Here is a 17,204-nt window from a genome sequence, read left to right on the forward strand (position 1 = left end):
GGGGTGGCTAGCGGGCTGGGTACGGGGGCGCCGGCCATGCCCGGGGCCACGCCCGCCGGGTCGGCGCCCAGCTCGATCACCTTGTTGTCGGCGTCGACGTGGACGATCCGGGGCCGGTGGGAGCGGGCCTCGGCGTCGTCCATCTGCCCGTACGAGATCAGGATGACCAGGTCACCGGGGTGCACCAGGTGGGCGGCGGCGCCGTTGATGCCGATCACGCCGCTGCCCCGCTCGCCCGGGATCACGTACGTCTCCAGCCGGGCCCCGTTGGTGATGTCCACGATCGCCACCTGCTCGCCGGGGAGCAGGTCGGCCGCGTCGAGGAGATCCTGGTCGACCGTGACCGAGCCGACGTAGTGCAGGTCGGCCTGGGTCACCGTGGCCCGGTGGATCTTCGACTTGAGCATGGTCCGGAGCATCGGGGCTGCCTTTCCGCGGGTGTGGTGGTGGGGTCAGGAACGGGGGGCGAGCCGGATCGCCGCGTTGTCGATCAGCCGGGTGGTGCCGACCCAGGCCGCGACGAGCAGCCGCGCCGGACCGGCCACTGGCCCCGGCTCCAGATCGGGATCGGTGAGCACCAGGTAGTCGAGCTGCGCACCCGGCGCACCGGCGCCGAAGGCGGCGTGCGCGGCGGCCAGCACGCCGCCGGCGTCGCGCCCCGCGTCGGCGGCCTCGGCGCCAGCCCGCAGCGCCGCCGACAGGCTCAACGCCGCCTCCCGCTCGACCGGGGACAGGTAGCGGTTGCGGCTGGACAGGGCCAGCCCGTCCGGCTCCCGGACCGTCGGCACGCCGACGACCTCCACCGGCACGTCCAGGTCCCGGGCCATCCGCCGCACCAGGGTCAGCTGCTGGTAGTCCTTCTCACCGAAGAACGCCAGGTCGGGGCGGGTGAGCTGGAGCAGCTTCAGCACCACGGTGAGCACCCCGTGGAAGAAGCCCGGCCGGCTCTGGCCCTCCAGGTCCGCACCGAGCGGGCCCGGGTCGATCCGCACCCGGGGCTGGCCATCCGGGTACATCTCCGCCACCGAGGGCGCGAACACCACGTCGGCGCCGGCCCGCCGGCATACCTCCAGGTCGGCGTCGAGGGTACGCGGGTAGCGGTCGAAGTCCTCGTTCGGACCGAACTGCAACGGGTTGACGAAGATCGTCACGATGACCTGGTCGGCCTGCTTCCGGGCCGCCCGCAGCAGCGTCTCGTGCCCGGCGTGCAGGGCGCCCATCGTCATCACCACGCCGACGGTGCCCGTCAGCCCGGCACGCGCCGCCGCCAGCTCGGCGCGGGTGTGCACCAGTTCGGTCACGCGGCCACCTCCCGGATCGTCACCAGCTCCCTCACGCGGCCATCTCCCGTGCCGTCCCGGCGAGCACGCCCAGCAGCGACTCCGCGTCGACCGGGCGGAGCCGGCCGGCGGCGATGGCCCGGTCGGCGGTGCGCCGGGCCAGGGCCAGGTAGGCCGCGACCGACTCGGGCGCGGTGGCGGCGAGCCGGGCCAGGTGGCGCTCCACCGTACCGGCGTCGCCCCGGGAGACCGGGCCGGTCAGCGCGTCGTCGCCGAGGCGCAGCGCGTTCTCCAGGGCCGCCCGCAGCAGCGGCGCGAGCACCTTCTCCGGCTGCGTCACCCCGGCGTCGCGCAGCCGGTCGGTCGCCTCGTTCACCAGGGTCACCAGGTGGTTGGCACCGTGCGCCAGCGCCGCGTGGTAGAGCGGCCGGTCCGCCTCGCCGATCCACTCCGGCACACCACCGAGGTCGGCGACCAGCCGGGCGGCCAGCGGACGCAGCTCCGCCGGGGCGGTCACCCCGTACGAGATGCCGGTCAGCCGGGCCACATCGTCCGGCGTACCGGTGAAGGTCATCGCGGGGTGCAGGGCCAGCGGCCGGGCGCCGACCGCGACGGCCGGGGCGAGCACGGCCAGCCCGTGTGCGCCGGAGGTGTGCGCGACCACCTGGCCGGGGCGCAGCGCGCCGCCGTCGGCCAGGGCGGCGACCACCCCGGCGAGCGCGTCGTCCGGCACCGCGATCAGCAGCAGGTCGGTGGCCGCCCGGGCCACCGACGGGGCGGAGCGGCGGGCGACGGTGGGTAGCAGCAGCGCCAGCCGGGCCCGGGAGGCACCGGAGCCGCCGGTGGCGGCGACCACCCGGTGGCCGGCGGCGGTGAGCGCCGCGCCCAGCACGGCGCCGACCCGACCGGCGCCCACGACGCCGGCGGTCAGGGAACGGGAGTAGCTGGCAGGGACGCCGCCCGGCGGTACGGCGGCCGCACGCGGGGCGGCCGGACGCGGGCGCAGCGGTGCGCTCATGGCAATCGATCCAGTCCTCGACGGGGGTACCGGTCGACCGCAAGTATGCGCCGGGGTGACGGAGCTGAAACAAGGATGTGTGAAAACCTTCACCGGCGGTGCGAACCGGGCCGCTCCGGTGGCCCGGAGCGGCCCGGTACGCGAGGTCAGCGGCCGGCGCGCAGGAAGCCGGCGTCGAGGAACTTGACGTTGGTGTCGGGCCGGGCCTCGCCGTCCTCGCCCGGGGATTCCGGCGTGTTCCGGCCGTCGTGCACCACCAGCAGGCCGCCCGGGAAGCCGGGCAGCGGGGTGGCGACCACGGCCGCCCCGTCGCACTCCTGCGCCCCGTCGACCCGCCCGTCGACCACCGCGAACCGGCCCGTTGGGCGGCCGGTGCGCCGGTCGTAGGTGAAGAAGGTGTCGTCGCCCTGGCTGGAGACGACCAGAGTGCCGGTGAACCGGCCGGTCCGGTAGATGGTCAGCCCCTCCACGTCCTGCGCGATCCGGCCCCCGAAGCCCGGGTCGGCGGAGTGGTCCGTGACACAGTCCTCCTCCTCGGGGTCGTAGGCGGCCGGGACACCGTACTCGCGGACCCGCTCGACGGACACCGGCGCGCCGGCGAACCGGCCACCCACCAGCCGGGTACGCCAGAGACCAACCTGCTCCTGGGCCAGGTACACCACCCCGGTGGCCGGGTCGACCACGGTTCCCTCCACCTGCGGCCCGTCACCGGGGTCGGTGCAGGGCGACCAGCTGCCGCCGTCGGGCAGGGTGAAGGTCGACGGCAGGACGAGCCGGTCCACCGGGCGGTAGGTGACCCGCCCGGCGCGCTCCACCAGCCGGAACACCCCCACCTCCGAGGTGCTGCGGCGGCTGACCACCGCGTAGGCGCCGCCGGCCGGGTCGGTGTACGTGCCCAGCCCGTACGCGGTGCGCTGCGCGTTGACCTCGGCCTGGTGCCGACTGAAGGCGTACGGCACGTCCGGCGCGGTGACGTCGACCAGCCGCCGGGTCGCCGGGTCGATCCGGTAGAAGCGCAGCTGGTCGCGACCCCGGTCGGTGACCACCGCCAGGTCCACCCGCCGCTGACCGAGCCGGAAGCCGGTGACCAGGTCAACGTTGTTGAACCGGCCGGCTTCGTCCGCCGGCCCCGGCGCGGGCGGGGTGCCGATCACCTGCCGCTCCCGGGCCCGCAGGTCGTACACCCGCAGGCCGCCGTTCTTCGCGGTGGCCACGACCAGGCTGCCGGCCCGGTCAGTCGGGTGCACCCAGATCGCCGGGTCGTCGGCGTCGGCGTCGCCACCGGCTTCGTCGTCGAAGAGCGAGGGGGTCTCGGCCACCGCCCGGACCGGGCGCGGCTCGTCGACCGCCACCGGGGCGGTGGCCGGCGCGGCGTCCGCGGGAGCACCGGCCAGCAGCAGCGGCACGACCGCCAGGGCGGGGATGAACAGTCGTCTCATACCGGCTGACCGTAGGGTCGGCACGGTGACGGACCCTGAACGAGGGATGAACTGATGTCGATGCTCTGGCGGGACGCGATGCGCCGGGCGCTCTACGGCCCCGGCGGATTCTTCGTCTCCGGCGCCGGGCCGGCCGACCACTTCCGCACCAGCGTGCACGCCGCCCCGGCCTTCGCCGGCGCGCTGCTGCGCCTGGTCCAGCAGGTCGACGCCGCCCTCGACCACCCGCCGTCGCTCGACGTCGTCGACGTCGGCGCGGGGCGGGGGGAGCTGTTGCGGACGCTCGCCGCGTTGGTCACCCGCGGGGGCTCCGCCGCCGGGTTCCCGGTCACCGCCCGTCCGCTGGCTCAGCGGCTGCGGCTCACCGCCGTCGAACTCGCCCCGCGACCGGAGGACCTGCCCACGGCGATCACCTGGACGGATCGGGTCCCCGGGGGGATCACCGGCCTGCTCGTCGCCACCGAGTGGCTCGACAACGTGCCGCTGGACGTGGCGGTGCGCGTCTCGGACGGGTGGCGTTACCTGCTGGTCGACCCGCTGACGGGCGAGGAGAACGTGGGCGACCCGGTCAGCCCCGACGATGCCGACTGGCTGGCGACCTGGTGGACGGCAGCCACGGGAGGGCGGGCCGAGATCGGCCGGACCCGCGACGAAGCCTGGGCCGACGCGGTGCACCACGTCGACCGGGGGCTGGCGCTGGCCGTGGACTACGGGCACCTCCGGCAGGGCCGCCCGGTGAACGGCAGCCTGACCGGGTACCGGGGTGGGCGGCAGGTACCGCCGGTGCCAGACGGGTCCGCCGACATCACCGCGCACGTCGCCGTCGACTCGGCCGCCTCCGCCGGTGAGCGGGTCGCCCGGTGTGCGTACACCCTGATGTCGCAGCGGGAGGCGCTGCGGACGCTCGGGGCCGACGGCGGGCGACCGCCGCTGAGCCTGGCCGGCACCGACCCGGCCGGGTACGTGCGGGCGCTCGCCGCCGCGTCGGCGGTGGCCGAGCTGACCGACCCGGCCGGGTTGGGCAGGCACTGGTGGCTGCGGCAACCGGTCGGCCTCGACCCGCAGCGGCTCAAGCCGCCGGCCGGGACGACGGCAGCGGCCGCAACGACGGATTAGACGCCGGCCACGCCGGGTGACCGGCGGCGACGAGGCGCAGTAACCGCGGACACCGGCGACCGTCGCTCGTGGCACGATGACGGGCATGACCACGGACGCCGACCTCCGCGAACTGACCGTCGGCACCGGCGCCGGCGGGGAGCAGCTCGGCACCGACATGGTGCTGAACATCGGCCCGCAGCACCCCTCCACGCACGGGGTGCTCCGGCTGCGGCTGGTGCTCGACGGTGAGCGGGTGGTCTCCGCCGAGCCGATCGTCGGCTACATGCACCGGGGCGCGGAGAAGCTCTTCGAGGTCCGCGACTACCGGCAGATCATCGTGCTGGCCAACCGGCACGACTGGCTGTCGGCGTTCGCCAACGAGCTGGGCGTGGTGCTCGCCGTCGAGCGGCTGATGGGCATGGAGGTGCCCGAGCGGGCCACCTGGCTGCGGATGGCCCTCGCGGAACTGAACCGGGTGCTCAACCACCTGATGTTCCTCGGCTCGTACCCGCTGGAGATCGGCGCGATCACGCCGGTGTTCTACGCCTTTCGCGAGCGGGAGACCCTCCAGGCCGTGATGGAGGAGGTCTCCGGCGGCCGGATCCACTACATGTTCAACCGGGTCGGCGGGCTCAAGGAGGAGGTGCCGTCCGGCTGGACCGGCCGGGCCCGGGCCGCCATCGGCGAGGTCCGCCGGCGGATGCCGGACCTGGACCACCTGATCCGGCGCAACGACATCTTCCTGGCCCGCACCGTCGGGGTCGGGGTGCTCTCGGCGGCGGACGCCGCCGCGTTCGGCGCGTCCGGGCCGGTCGCCCGCGCCTGCGGGCTGGACCTGGACCTGCGCCGCGACGAGCCCTACCTGGCCTACGACGAGCTGGACGTGCCGGTGGTGACCCGCACCGCCGGGGACTGCCACGCCCGCTTCGAGGTGCTGCTCGACCAGGTGTACGCCTCGCTCGACCTCGCCGAGCAGTGCCTGGACCGGGTCGACCGGCTGACCGGGCCGGTCAACACCCGGCTGCCGAAGGTGCTCAAGGCGCCGGAGGGGCACACCTACGCCTGGACCGAGAACCCGCTCGGCATCAACGGCTACTACCTGGTCTCCCGTGGGGAGAAGACGCCGTGGCGGCTCAAGCTGCGCACCGCGTCGTACGCGAACGTGCAGGCGCTGGCCACTCTGCTCCCCGGCTGCCTGGTGCCGGACCTGATCGCCATCCTCGGCTCGATGTTCTTCGTGGTCGGCGACATCGACAAGTGACCCCGGTCCGCCGGCCGGCGTCATGCTCCGGTGGCGCCGACGTCCCCGACGGGCGGCGGCGCCACCGGACGAGCGGGCGCGACGCCGGCCGCGGTCAGCGCCAGCGGTCGGCGGAGCGGGCGCCGCCCGCGCGGGGCACCTCGTCCTGCGGCGGGTAGCCGTACCGCTCCTCCTGCCGCCGGCCGTACGGCTCGGGCTCGGGCTGGTAGGCCCGCTGTTCCTGGTGACCCCGCTGGCGAGGCGGGCGCCACTCGTCCGGCACCGGCACCCCGCCGACCGGCAGCGCGGGCCGGCTCTCCGGCTCCACCCAGCCACCCCGCCAGGCGTCGTCGCCGTCCCGGTCGTGGCCCCGGCGCGGTTCGTCCCGGCGGACCGCGGCCCACCGGTCGGCCACCCGGTACTCGGTGCCGCCGGCGTCGGCGTGCACCTCGGCCCGCCGCTCACCGAGCCGTACCTCGCGGCCCCGGTCGTCGTCCCGGACGGCGGCCCAGCTGTCACCGGCACGCAACTGCGCCCAGTACTCGCCGCTCTCCACGCCCGCGTCGTCCGGCTGGTACGACGCGCCCCGCCCGGACTGCTCCGCCGGGGCTTCCCAGCCGTGCTCGCCGCCGCCCGTCCAGCCGCGGTCGTCCCGCTGGTCGGCCCACGGGCGGTCGTCGCGCTGCTCCCACTCGTCCCACCGCTGCCCCGACCGGTCCCGCTCGTCGGACCAGGACCGCTCCTCACCCGGGGACGCCGACCACGCCCGGTTGTCATCGCGGCGGGACCGGTCGTCCGGCTCGCCGTACCCGGCCCAGGGGCGGTCGTCCGAGTCGGTGGGCGCCCACGACCCCTCCTCCGGCCCGGCGGACCGTCGGCCGGCGTGCCCGCCGCCGTAGCGGGCGCCAGAGTCAGCAGGCACCGGGGCGGCACCGTCCACGATGGTGTGCCGGGTGGTGACGTGCACGGTCTCGGTGTGCCGGACCACCCCGAGCGGGCGGGGCTCGGAGGCCGGGCGGGCCTCCTGCTCCGGCTGCCGGGCGCCGTACACGCCGCCGGAGCGGTCGGTGCCGTACACGCCGGCCGAGCCGGCGGCCGGCCGGTCGGCGCCGTAGCCGGTCGCGGACCGCTCGGCGCCGTAGCGGGCCGGCTGGGTGCGGTGGGCCGGCTCCTCGTCGTCCTGCCCCCACCGGGACGGCGCGTCGTCCTGCGCCGGGTGGCGGCCCCGGCCGGACACCGCCTCTCCGGGCGGTTCCACGGCCGGCACCCGGGCCCGGCCCGCGCCGGCGGGCTCCTCCGCGCCGGCCAGCGCGGCGCTGCTGGCGTCCAGTCGCCGGCGTACCGCGGCGACCGCCTCCTGGGCCCGCTGGGCCTGGTCGAGCGCCTGGTTGCCGCGCTGGGCGGCGGCCACGATCTCGCCGCGCAACTCGCGGCGGAGCTGCTCGATCTCGTCCTGCAACTCCTCGGCCACGGCCGGCCCGTCGCCACCGTCGGGACGCAGGGCGATCGACAGGCCAATCAGGACCACCGCGAGGATGGCGAGCACGGCGGCGAACCGCAGCGGGCCGTTGCCGTCGGCGACCAGCAGGATCAGCGCGGCCACCGGCGCCACCGCCACGCCGATCCAGAAGAGCACGGTCAGCAGTGGCGGATTGCGCCTGTCGGCGGCGACCGAGGCTGGCATGGGTGTGCAGCCTACCGAGAGTTGCCCGGCCTGGGAACGGTGGAAAGCGCCGTTCGACTGGCTTCCCGGAAGTTAACCCGCTGTTGACAAACGCCCGCCGGACAGCGGCCCCGGCTCGCCATCGCAGCGGGTCACGAACCGCCGCGGGCGGCACCGCTCCGGCGGGCCGCCGGTGTGCGGAAACCGCGCCGGCCGGCCGTCGGCGGCGGGGGCCGGCCGGCAGCCGGCCGGCATCGGGATGACAGGGGCTACGGTCAGCCCGTGGCCAGCGCGCCGTCGGAGGAGAAGACCAGGCCGACGCTGGCGACACCGGTCTTCAACGCGTTCTTGGTCTGCGGGCCGCCGGCGTCCAGCGAGCTGAACGAACCGGCCTTGAAGTCGTAGACCTGGATCAGCCCGGCCTGGCACTTCGGGCGCTGCGGGCACTCCGGCGGACCGGCCAGCACGGTCGCCTGGCCCGAGCACTTGGCGGCCAGATCCGAGAGCGTGCCGACCCCGTACTTGTCGGCGAACGCCTTGGTCACGGCGAAGGCGTTCTGGTCCTGCGCGGCGGCCGGCGTGCCGAAGACGATGCCGACCTTGTCACCGGCGGCCTTGAGCGCCGCGACCGTCTTGTCCAGCTCGGGCGAGGAGACCGGCTCGGCATCCTGCCCGTTGGCCTTGGTGTTGAGGAACTCGGCCATGGTCGCGGCGTACTCCGGGACGACCTGGATCTCGCCCTTCTCCAGGGCCGGCTCGTAGAGCTCCCGGCTGCCGATCTGCTGGACCCGGACCTGGTAGCCCGCGGCGGTCAGCGCGATCCGGTAGAGCTCGGCGAGCGTCTGGCTCTCGCTGAAGTTGCCGGCGCCCACCACGATCCGCCCACCGGTGCCGGAGGCGATGCCCGCGGTCAGGCTGTTGGCGGTGGCGAACTCCTTCGCGGCCACCTCCGGCGTCTTGCGGTCGACGTCGACGGCCTTGTTGAGCTGGATCAGCTTGGGAGTGTCCAGCGCCGCGGAGACCTTGTCGAGCGCCGCGACCAGCTGCGGGGTGGCCACGTCGACGTTGACCGCCGGGATGATGTTGTCGGTGTTCTGCAACTTCTTGTCGTCGGCCAGGACGACGAGCTGGTCACCGGCGACCGGGGCACAACCGGCCCCGGAGGCGGCCTGCTCGGGCGCGTCCGTGCCGGAGGAGCCGGCGTCGCCGCAACCGGTGAGCAGCCCGGCCGCGGTGAGGGCCCCCACCGCACCGAGCGCCAGGCGTGTACGTGCGCGCATGCTGCCCGCCTTCCGTGTCCCGGCGCGACCCCTCCGGGGCCGGCCGCGTGTCCGACGGGCGATCCTCCTCCTCGGCCGCCCGCGAATTACCACCCAACATCTTCCGCACGGGTACGACAACTTCCAGCGGCGTTTGTCACCGGATCGTCACCCGGTGTCCGGACGGCGCGGACCGGCCACCGCGTCAGCCACCGGCCACCGCGTCGGCCGCCCGTCGGCCCGCCCGTCGGCGGCGGGCCCGCAGCGGTCGCGGGGTGACCACCCGCTCGACCAGGGCCAGCACCAGTTCCACCAGCACGGCGAGCCCCGCCACCAGCAGGCCGCCGGCCAGGATCTGCCCGCTGCCGGCGGCGATGTTCAGCCCGAAGCCGGCCCGAATGATCTGCCCCAGGCCGCCGCCGTTGACGAAGGAGGCGAGCGCGGCGGTCGCCACCACCTGCACCGCCGCCGTCCGGAACCCGGCCGCCAAATAGGGCACGGCCAGCGGCAGCTCGACCCGGCGCAGCAACTGCCACCCGGAGAACCCCATCCCCCGTGCCGCGTCCCGGGCTTCCGGGTCGGCCTGCCGCACCCCGGTGTACGCGTTGGCCAGCAGCGGCGGCACCGCGAAGACCGCCAGGGCCACCACCACCGACGGCCGGCCGAAACCGAGAAAGGTCAACGGCAGGATGGTGAGCAGGGCGAGGGTCGGGATCGCGAGCGTGACGTTGGCGACGAGCACCACCAGGCCACCACCCCGGCCGGTGTGCCCGAGCCAGAGCCCGATCGGCCAGGCGACCAGGCAACCCAGGGCGACCGCCGCCGCCGACATGGCCAGGTGCTCGCCGAGCCGGTCCAGGATGCCGCCCGGGTTGGTCCAGTTCAGCGGGTCGTTCAGCCAGATCACGGCCGCCTCGACGGGGTTCACCCGGCGCACCTTCCGGTCGTGGCCGCGCCGCCGGGCGCGGCCGGCTTCCCGCCGTTCACCCGGCCCCCCGCCGCAGCCACGGGGTGAGCAGCCGGCCGGCCCCGGCGAGGAGCAGGTCCAGCACCAGGGCGAGCAGCACGCAGAGCAGCGTCCCCGTCATGATCTGTGCCTTGTAGAAGTTGTTCTGGAAGCCGGCGAAGATGATCTGCCCGAGACCACCCCGCCCGATCACCACACCGACGGTGACCAGGGCCACCGTGGAGACCGTCGCCAGCCGCAGTCCGGTGAGGACGCCAGGCAGCGCCAGCGGCAGCTCGATCCGGAACAGCCGCCGCCAGCGGCCGTACCCCATCCCCTCGGCCGCCTCGCGGACCTCGGGCGGCACCTGGTTGAACCCGGCGATCGCGTTGCGGACGATCACCAGCAACGCGTACAGCACCACCACGCTGAGCACGGTCGCCGCGCCGATGCCGAGATAGGGCGCGATGAAGGCGAAGAGCGCCAGCGACGGGATCGTGTAGAACACCCCGGTGAGTGCGAGAATCGGGCCGGCGAGCGAGCGGAACCAGTACGCGACGACGGCCAGCGGCAGGGCGACCAGGGCGGCGATCAGCACCGCCCGGGCGGTCAACGAGGCGTGCTCGCGCACCGCCGTGATGACCGTGTCAGAGTTGTCCCGCAGGTACTGCCAGGAGAACCACGGGTTACCCGGGTCGGCCCGGTAGCTCAGGCGGAAGGACATGTGTGGACGTTACCCCGGAAACCGCCGGCGACGCCGAGCCCGGTGCGGCGTCGATCACACTGGAGGGCATCCGCAAGCGCTACCCAGACGGCACCGAGGCGGTCCGTGAACTCAACCTGGACATCCCGGCCGGCGAGATGGTGGTGCTGATCGGGCCGTCGGGCTGCGGCAAGTCCACGGTGCTCCGGATGATCAACCGGCTGGTCGAGCCGACCGGCGGGCGGATCCTCCTCGGCGGTGAGGACGTCACCCGGGTCGACCCGGTCCGGCTGCGCCGGCGGATCGGCTACGTGATCCAGAACGTCGGCCTGTTCCCGCACCAGACGGTCAACGCCAACGTCGCCACCGTGCCCCGCCTGCTCGGCTGGCCGCGCGACCGCAGCCGGCGCCGGGTGGCGGAACTGCTGGAGCTGGTCGGTCTGGACCCGGCACGGTTCGGCCGGCGCTACCCGCACGAGCTCTCCGGCGGGCAGCGGCAGCGGGTCGGGGTGGCCCGGGCGCTCGCCGCCGACCCGGTGGTGCTGCTGATGGACGAGCCGTTCTCGGCCGTCGACCCGATCGTCCGGGGCCGGTTGCAGGAGGAGTTCCTGCGGTTGCAGGCCGAGGTGCGGAAGACGATCGTGCTGGTCACGCACGACCTCGACGAGGCGGTCCGGCTGGGCGACCGGATCGCCGTGCTCTCCCAGGGCGGTCGGCTGGAGCAGTACGACCCGCCCGCCGCCCTGCTCGGCGCGCCCGCCACGCCGTTCGTCCGCGAGTTCGTCGGCGCCGACCGGGGCATCCGCCGGCTGGTGGTCACCCCGGTCACCCGGGAGGCGGTCGACCCGCTGCCCGCGGCCGGCGCCGCCGGCCTGCCGACGGTCCCGCTGGGCGGATCGGCGTACGACGCGCTGGCGGTGCTGCTCACCTCGGCCAGCGACCGGGTGGTGGTGGCCGACCAGGGACGGCCGGTCGGTGTGCTGAGCCGGGAACGCCTGCTGGAGCTCGGCCGCCCCGGCGGCTGACGTCGGGCTGCCTCACCGGCCACCGGGACGAGCGCGGCGGGCGTGCCGGCGCCTGCCGCGGTGTCGCCGCCGGAGAGAGCCGAGATCAGGTCACGTCCCGGCCGGCGGAAGGCAGACCAGCCCGCCGCCGGTCACCGGGTGTGCTTCATCAGATAGTCGATGAAGGCGGCCCGCAGCAGCGGCGCTGACTCCTCGTAGCCGTGACCGGTCAACTCCCGCCACAGCGCCACCGCCTCGTCGATGGTCGGGCCGACCGAGTTGGGCGCACCGTCCAGCGCGGCGGCCTCGTCCGCGTTCGGCAGGTGCCGCAGCACCGACCAGAAGAAGCCCACGTCGCGCCGCTCCCGGGCCACCGCGAACGCCCGCTCCCGCAGTTCCTCAGTGGACAGCGCGTCGAGTTCCTCGAACGACCGGCCGGCGGCGGGGGTCGATGGTGTATCGGTCATGCCGCCGAGCCTAACCGGCGAGATCAGTCCCGGCCCGCCGGACGCGGCACCGGTTCAGCGGTCGCCGGCGTCCCACCCGCGCGGGCCGGTCTCCCACTGCGGGACGCTCCACGGATCGGCCGGGCTCTCGGTGGTCTGCGCGGGCAGGGCGGGCGGCCAGTTGGCGACCGGGTCCGACCGGGGCACCGCCCAACCGGTGCCGATCCGGCCATCACCGCCCGGCAGCGGCTCCGCCGCCGCACCGGTCACCGGCCGCCCGTACGACTCGACCAGCCGGGTGACCACCAGCCCGACGGCCAGCGCCACCCCGCCGACCGCCCAGCGGCTCACCACCCAGCCCCGGGCCTCGGCGTACGCCTGGAAGAGGGCGACCAGGCAGACCGCCAGCAGGGTGCCGAAGATCCCGCCCCGGCGCCCGTACGCGCTGGTCCCGGCCAGCAGTGCGACGCCCACCGCCAGCACCGTCCGGTCGAGCCCGGTGTCGGGCGCCACCGGGCCGGCGCCGCCGGTGGCGAGGAGCGCTCCGGCCAGCATGGCCAGCACGGTGGAGCAGACGAGCGCGCCGGCGGTGACGACCGCCGCCACCGCGCCCCGGCGCCGGGCCGGGTCGGCCACCGGCCGGAACCGGCCGACCAGCCGGCGGATCGGCCGGATCGCGCCGAACAGGCCGCCGAGCACGGCCACCGCGGCGAACCCGGCGGCGAGGTGGAACGCCACCTGGCGCGGGTCGTAGTCGCCCTGCGGCAGGACCGGCGCGGAGCGCTGCTCGATGTACACGATCACCCCGGCCGCGCCGGCGAGACTCGCCGCCCAGCCGGGGACGTGCAGCACCACCACGGCCAGCGCCAGGGCCAGCCCACCGAGCGCGGTGACCACGGCGGCCGGGCCGAGGGCGGCGGTGACCCCGCGGTCGCCCTGCTCGGCCAGGTGCAGCGCGGCGGCGACGGCGACCGGCCCGATCGCCAGGTTCACCGCCGCGGTACGCAGGCTCAGCCCGGCGGCCAGCGCCAGCAGCCCGAGGGCGACCACGTCGACCAGCAGGGCGCGCAGCCCGTCGCCGCGCAGCGTGTCCGGCTCCGCCCGCCACAGCAGGTACGCCAGGACGGCCAGCCCGGTGAGGAGCAGCACCTCCCAGACGACGTGGACGGCGAGCCGGTCCCGGCCGGGCTCACCGTGCGCCGGGTCGTCGAAGACGTTCTCCAGCACGGCCGCAGGGACGCCCGACGAGGGCTCGGCGGAGGTATCCCGCCCCGGTTCGTCGTACCCCATTGACGCCGCCTCCCAGGTGGCCGCTCCTCCTTGCCGACAGGCGCGGGCGGGCCGGGGCGGCCATTGCTCTCCGGTCGCAGGGCAACCTACCCGCGCCGGCAGCCGGGCGTAACCCCCTGGTCAGCGCGGACCGGGACCGCTCTCCCGGTCACCGGGCTCGCGGTCCTCGTCGTCCTTCTGCTCGGGAACCCGGCAGGAGCGCTCCAGCCACAGCGCCGCGGCGACCAGGGCGGCCGCGGCGAGCAGGCCGGCACCGGCCATCGGCCGGTCGTCCATCGCGGCGTCCGTGCGCTCCACGAACAGCCATCCGGTCAGGCCGGCGTAGAAACCGGCGAAGATCGCTCCGGCGAGCGAGGACGCCTTGGCCAGCACCACGAACCGGGCGACCAGCAGCGGGTTGACCGGATCCCGGCCCGGCCTGCGCTCGATCCGCCCCCGGGTGTTGACCGCGGCGTACGCCTCCAGCACGGCGAGCGTGGCCAGGGTGACCACCGGCAGCCAGGGCAGGTCGGGCAGGAAATCGTAGTAGAGGGTGCTGATCAGCAGCCAGGCCACCGCCGCGGCGGCGAGGCCGGCCACCACCAGGGTCGAGAGCCGGGTGGGGCCCATCCGGAACCGGTCGGGGCCCTCGCCGCCCGGGGACTTCGCCTGCGTCATGCCGGCTGGCTCCACTGGGTCATGTCGTCGACTCTATCCCCAGATCGGGCCGGGGACGCAGTTCCAGGGCGTCCCCGGCGACCGGCTCGGCGTTGAGCAGGTCGGTCAGCCACCCGTGCCCGGGCAGCCGGCCGTACGGCTGGATGTCGATCCACGGCCGCAGCACGAAGGCCCGCAGGTGCGCCCGGGGGTGCGGCAGGATCAGTTCCGGGTCGTCGCTGAGCACCGGCTGGTCGTCGTCGTCCCACACCGCGACGACGTCCACGTCGAGGGTGCGGGGGCCGAACCGACGCTGCGGGTCGCGGGTGCGGCCGGCGGCCCGCTCGGCGTCCCGGGCCCGCTCCAGCCAGTCACCGGGCGTGGCGGCGGCGTCCTGGGCCAGCACCACCGCGTTGAGGTACGCGGGCTGGTCGGTGTCCCCCCACGGTGGAGTCTCGTAGACCCCGGAGACCACCAGCACGGCGTCGCCGAGCGACTCGACCGCCGACCGCAGGTGGCCAAGCCGGTCACCGAGGTTGCTGCCCAGCGAGAGCACGGCCCGGGTCACCGGGCGCGCGTCCGGGTCATGGTGACGGCGACGTCGGTGAAGGCGTGCGGGACGGGGGCCTCCGGCTTGTGCACGGTGACGGTGGCGGTGGCGACCCGGGGATCGTCCAGGCACACGCCCAGGAGCCGGTCGGCGAGCGTCTCGATCAGGTTGACCGGCTCGCCGGTCACCACCGCGACCAGCCGTTCGGCCAGTTCGCCGTAGTGGACCGTGTCGGTCACCTCGTCCGAGCGCGCGGCCGGGGCCAGATCCAGCTCCAGGACGGCGTCGACGACGAAGTCCTGCCCCTGCGCGCGTTCGAAGTCGTACACCCCGTGCCGGCCGTGCGCCCGCAGGCCGGTCAGCTGGATGCGGTCGGTCATCGGTCTCCTCCGTCGGCGGGAAGGCCGGCGCCCGGCCCGGCGGCGGTGCCGGTGGTCGCGGCGCCGGCGGTCCGGGCGCCGGGGGACGGGCCGGTGCCGGCCGGGGCGAGGCGGGGCGCGCCGGTGGCCTGCCAGACGGCCAGCGCGTCGGCGGTCGCCCGGACGTCGTGCACGCGGACGCCCCAGGCACCGGCCGCCACGGCCAGCAGGCTGGTGGCGACGGTGGCCACCTCCCGGCCGTCGGTCGGCCGGGGCGTGCCGTCCGGAGCGGCGAGCAGCCGGCCCAGGTAGGACTTGCGGCTGGCCGCGAAGAGCAGCGGGAAGCCGAGTTCCAGCAGTTCGGGCAGGCGGGCGCTGAGCTCCCAGTTGTGCGCGGCGGTCTTGGCGAAGCCAAGGCCCGGGTCGATCACGATCCGGTCGGCGGCGACCCCGGCCCGCACCGCCTCCTCGACCCGCTGGCCCAGCTCGGCGCGGACGTCGGCGACCACGTCGGTGTAGCTGGCCAGCTCGCTCATCGTGCGGGAGTGGCCCCGCCAGTGCATGAGCACCCAGGGGCAGCCGGCATCCCGGACCACCCGGGCCATGTCCGGGTCGGCGAGGCCGCCGGAGACGTCGTTGACCACCACCGCGCCGGCGCCGAGCGCCGCCTCGGCGACCCGCGCCCGGCTGGTGTCGATGCTGACCGGCACGCCGGCCGCGGCGAGCTCGCGGATGACCGGCAGCACCCGGGCCGCCTCGGTCTCCGCGTCGACCCGGTCGGCGCCGGGCCGGGTGGACTCGCCGCCGACGTCGACCAGGTGCGCCCCGTCGGCCCGCAGCCGCACGCCGTGTGCGACGGCGGCGTCGAGGTCGGCGTACCGTCCGCCGTCGGAGAAGGAGTCGGGCGTGACGTTGAGGACGCCCATCACCACCGGGGCCGGGGCCCGCACCAGATCGGTCACGACTAGACGGTACCGGTCGGCGTGACGGCCCGGATCGGCCCGGGTCGGGGGCGCTGACATGCGAATTGGAACAGATGTACGATCGGTCGTCCGGGTCGGATCGGGTCGTCTCTTCGCGGCTTGTCGCAAACAGGGCCGGCCCGTACGCTTTGGAACTGCCCAGCATCGTGATGGCGAAGCCTGGAGGGAGGGCCGAAGCGGGAGTATTTGCCCAAAACTCACCACTCTGCGTGGTGGGCGACGAACACAGGGTCGTAGACGCTGTGCACAGTGAGCACCGTTCCCGCCAGGCATGCCTACTGCACCGCCGCGGCGCCGCCGGCCGCGCTTTGGGGAGGTTCCAGTGATCGCCATCGAGCTGATGGAGACGGCGTCGTCCGGCGCCGCCCACCTGCTCTCCACCTTGGCGTCGACTCCACTCGCCGAGCCTGCGCCGAAGGGCATCGACACCGAGGGTGTCGTCACGTTCTTCGCGAGCAAGATCGCACCGATCCTGCTGGCCGTGCTGGGCGTCATCTTCATCGGGCGGGCCAGCCGGGGCGAGATCTCCAAGGTGCTCACCAGCTCCGCCATCGCGATCGTCGGGCTCGCCTTCATCGCCGGAGCCGCCACGCTCTTCTTCGTCGGCGACTACCTGATCGACCTGATCTTCGAATAGGCGCGGGCACGAGATGCGGCTGCGCACCGACGACGACATCTACCGGGCTCGCCTGGTCTACCTCGGGCCGCCCGGCTACACCCTTCCGGTCCACCTGCCGTACGCCCAGTATGGGCTGTTCATGCTGCTCGTCCCCCTCTACATGTTCATCCACTGGTTGTTCACGCTGCAGGTCGAGCTCTTCCCGGCCTGGGAGATCGCGCTCGCCATCGTGACGACCTCGTTCGTCTTCCGGTACGTCGACCCGGACCGGCCGGCGCGCATGGTGATCCGCACCGCGCTGACCGACTGGCGTCGCACCCGGGAGCCGGCCGCCGAACAGCGCGATCCCCGCCTGCTCGGCAGCCGGATCAGGATCCGGGAGGAACTGGCATGACCGGCCGTACGGGGCAGCTGAACGACGCGGGTGAGGCGATCGCATGAGCCCCTCTTCCACGCCGGGTCCCCCGGCCGGGCGCCCGGCCACCCCACGCGGTAACCGTGCGCGATCGTTCGACTACGCGGACATCGACGAGCAGGACGACGCCGCCCTGGACCCGGCGCTGGTGACCACGCCCGGGCACGGTGCGGTCGGCGTCTTCCAGGCGCCCCGGCCGGCGCCCCACCGGACCCCGCCGGCCACCCCGGCCAACGCGGACAGCGCGGACATCGAC

Annotated in this window: 20 protein-coding genes; 6 read left to right on the plus strand and 14 right to left on the minus strand. The window is 74.9% G+C overall.

What is annotated here, in order from left to right; translation table 11 throughout:
- From panD to C1I99_RS18010, 4 genes are all read right to left on the minus strand, one after another.
- The coding region (gene panD / locus C1I99_RS17995) for an aspartate 1-decarboxylase (protein ID WP_111135385.1) at positions 1-419 on the minus strand (419 nt) is incomplete at its 3' end.
- 33 nt (positions 420-452) lie between these two features.
- On the minus strand, positions 453-1,301 hold the full coding sequence (gene panC, locus C1I99_RS18000; protein ID WP_111135386.1) for a pantoate--beta-alanine ligase: 849 nt from the start codon (positions 1,299-1,301) through the stop codon (positions 453-455).
- Between the two features lie 31 nt (positions 1,302-1,332).
- The gene (locus tag C1I99_RS18005; protein ID WP_111135387.1) at positions 1,333-2,298 is read right to left on the minus strand and encodes a Rossmann-like and DUF2520 domain-containing protein; all 966 of its coding nucleotides are present in this window, start codon (positions 2,296-2,298) and stop codon (positions 1,333-1,335) included.
- A gap of 146 nt (positions 2,299-2,444) precedes the next feature.
- The gene (locus C1I99_RS18010) at positions 2,445-3,737 is read right to left on the minus strand and encodes a phytase (protein WP_111135388.1); all 1,293 of its coding nucleotides are present in this window, start codon (positions 3,735-3,737) and stop codon (positions 2,445-2,447) included.
- Positions 3,738-3,791: 54 nt separating this feature from the next.
- On the opposite strand from C1I99_RS18010, the gene C1I99_RS18015 reads away from it, so the two are divergent.
- Both C1I99_RS18015 and C1I99_RS18020 read left to right on the plus strand, forming a co-directional pair.
- A complete protein-coding gene (locus tag C1I99_RS18015; protein ID WP_111135389.1) occupies positions 3,792-4,853 on the plus strand; it encodes an SAM-dependent methyltransferase in 1,062 nt (353 codons plus the stop codon).
- A 76-nt stretch (positions 4,854-4,929) separates the two neighbouring features.
- On the plus strand, positions 4,930-6,096 hold the full coding sequence (locus tag C1I99_RS18020; protein WP_199562222.1) for an NADH-quinone oxidoreductase subunit D: 1,167 nt from the start codon (positions 4,930-4,932) through the stop codon (positions 6,094-6,096).
- Positions 6,097-6,190: 94 nt separating this feature from the next.
- On the opposite strand, the gene C1I99_RS18025 is transcribed toward C1I99_RS18020, so the two are convergent.
- From C1I99_RS18025 to C1I99_RS18040, 4 genes are all read right to left on the minus strand, one after another.
- Positions 6,191-7,759, minus strand: a complete 1,569-nt coding sequence (locus C1I99_RS18025; protein ID WP_199562224.1) for a hypothetical protein — start codon at positions 7,757-7,759, stop codon at positions 6,191-6,193.
- A gap of 254 nt (positions 7,760-8,013) precedes the next feature.
- Positions 8,014-9,018, minus strand: coding sequence for a glycine betaine ABC transporter substrate-binding protein (locus tag C1I99_RS18030; RefSeq protein ID WP_111135391.1), 1,005 nt, complete (start codon positions 9,016-9,018; stop codon positions 8,014-8,016).
- 184 nt (positions 9,019-9,202) lie between these two features.
- Entirely contained in the window at positions 9,203-9,925 is a 723-nt protein-coding gene (locus tag C1I99_RS18035) for an ABC transporter permease (protein ID WP_111135392.1), read from the minus strand.
- Between the two features lie 55 nt (positions 9,926-9,980).
- Positions 9,981-10,667, minus strand: coding sequence for an ABC transporter permease (locus C1I99_RS18040; protein ID WP_111135393.1), 687 nt, complete (start codon positions 10,665-10,667; stop codon positions 9,981-9,983).
- Positions 10,668-10,669: 2 nt separating this feature from the next.
- Between C1I99_RS18040 and C1I99_RS18045 the strand changes: the two genes are divergently transcribed.
- A complete protein-coding gene (locus C1I99_RS18045; RefSeq protein WP_111135394.1) occupies positions 10,670-11,671 on the plus strand; it encodes an ABC transporter ATP-binding protein in 1,002 nt (333 codons plus the stop codon).
- A 131-nt stretch (positions 11,672-11,802) separates the two neighbouring features.
- Here C1I99_RS18045 and C1I99_RS18050 read toward each other — a convergent pair whose 3' ends face one another.
- The 6 genes from C1I99_RS18050 to folP all read right to left on the minus strand — a co-directional run bounded on the left by C1I99_RS18050 (position 11,803) and on the right by folP (position 15,893).
- Entirely contained in the window at positions 11,803-12,117 is a 315-nt protein-coding gene (locus C1I99_RS18050; RefSeq protein WP_111135395.1) for a hypothetical protein, read from the minus strand.
- 54 nt (positions 12,118-12,171) lie between these two features.
- Positions 12,172-13,386 carry an ABC transporter permease gene (locus C1I99_RS18055; RefSeq protein ID WP_111135396.1) on the minus strand — a complete coding sequence of 405 codons (1,215 nt, stop codon included), beginning with the start codon at positions 13,384-13,386 and terminating at the stop codon, positions 12,172-12,174.
- A gap of 120 nt (positions 13,387-13,506) precedes the next feature.
- Complete coding sequence (locus C1I99_RS18060; RefSeq protein WP_111135397.1) at positions 13,507-14,043, minus strand: DUF3180 domain-containing protein; 537 nt, start codon at positions 14,041-14,043, stop codon at positions 13,507-13,509.
- Between the two features lie 19 nt (positions 14,044-14,062).
- Positions 14,063-14,590 (minus strand): 2-amino-4-hydroxy-6-hydroxymethyldihydropteridine diphosphokinase, encoded by a 528-nt coding sequence (folK, locus tag C1I99_RS18065; RefSeq protein ID WP_111135398.1) that lies wholly within the window; start codon positions 14,588-14,590, stop codon positions 14,063-14,065.
- A complete protein-coding gene (gene folB / locus C1I99_RS18070) occupies positions 14,587-14,952 on the minus strand; it encodes a dihydroneopterin aldolase (RefSeq protein WP_111135399.1) in 366 nt (121 codons plus the stop codon). The genes folK and folB overlap by 4 nt, the downstream gene beginning before the upstream one ends.
- The gene (folP, locus tag C1I99_RS18075; protein WP_111135400.1) at positions 14,949-15,893 is read right to left on the minus strand and encodes a dihydropteroate synthase; all 945 of its coding nucleotides are present in this window, start codon (positions 15,891-15,893) and stop codon (positions 14,949-14,951) included. Before folP ends, folB begins: the two co-directional genes overlap by 4 nt.
- A gap of 343 nt (positions 15,894-16,236) precedes the next feature.
- On the opposite strand from folP, the gene C1I99_RS18080 reads away from it, so the two are divergent.
- The 3 genes from C1I99_RS18080 to C1I99_RS18090 form a co-directional block, all read left to right on the plus strand.
- On the plus strand, positions 16,237-16,551 hold the full coding sequence (locus C1I99_RS18080) for a hypothetical protein (RefSeq protein ID WP_111135401.1): 315 nt from the start codon (positions 16,237-16,239) through the stop codon (positions 16,549-16,551).
- Positions 16,552-16,564: 13 nt separating this feature from the next.
- Positions 16,565-16,927, plus strand: coding sequence for a hypothetical protein (locus C1I99_RS18085; protein ID WP_111135402.1), 363 nt, complete (start codon positions 16,565-16,567; stop codon positions 16,925-16,927).
- 43 nt (positions 16,928-16,970) lie between these two features.
- The coding region (locus C1I99_RS18090) for a hypothetical protein (RefSeq protein ID WP_146603986.1) at positions 16,971-17,204 on the plus strand (234 nt) is incomplete at its 3' end.

The organism is Micromonospora deserti (assembly GCF_003236335.1).
GTDB classification, from domain to species: Bacteria; Actinomycetota; Actinomycetes; order Mycobacteriales; family Micromonosporaceae; genus Micromonospora; species Micromonospora deserti.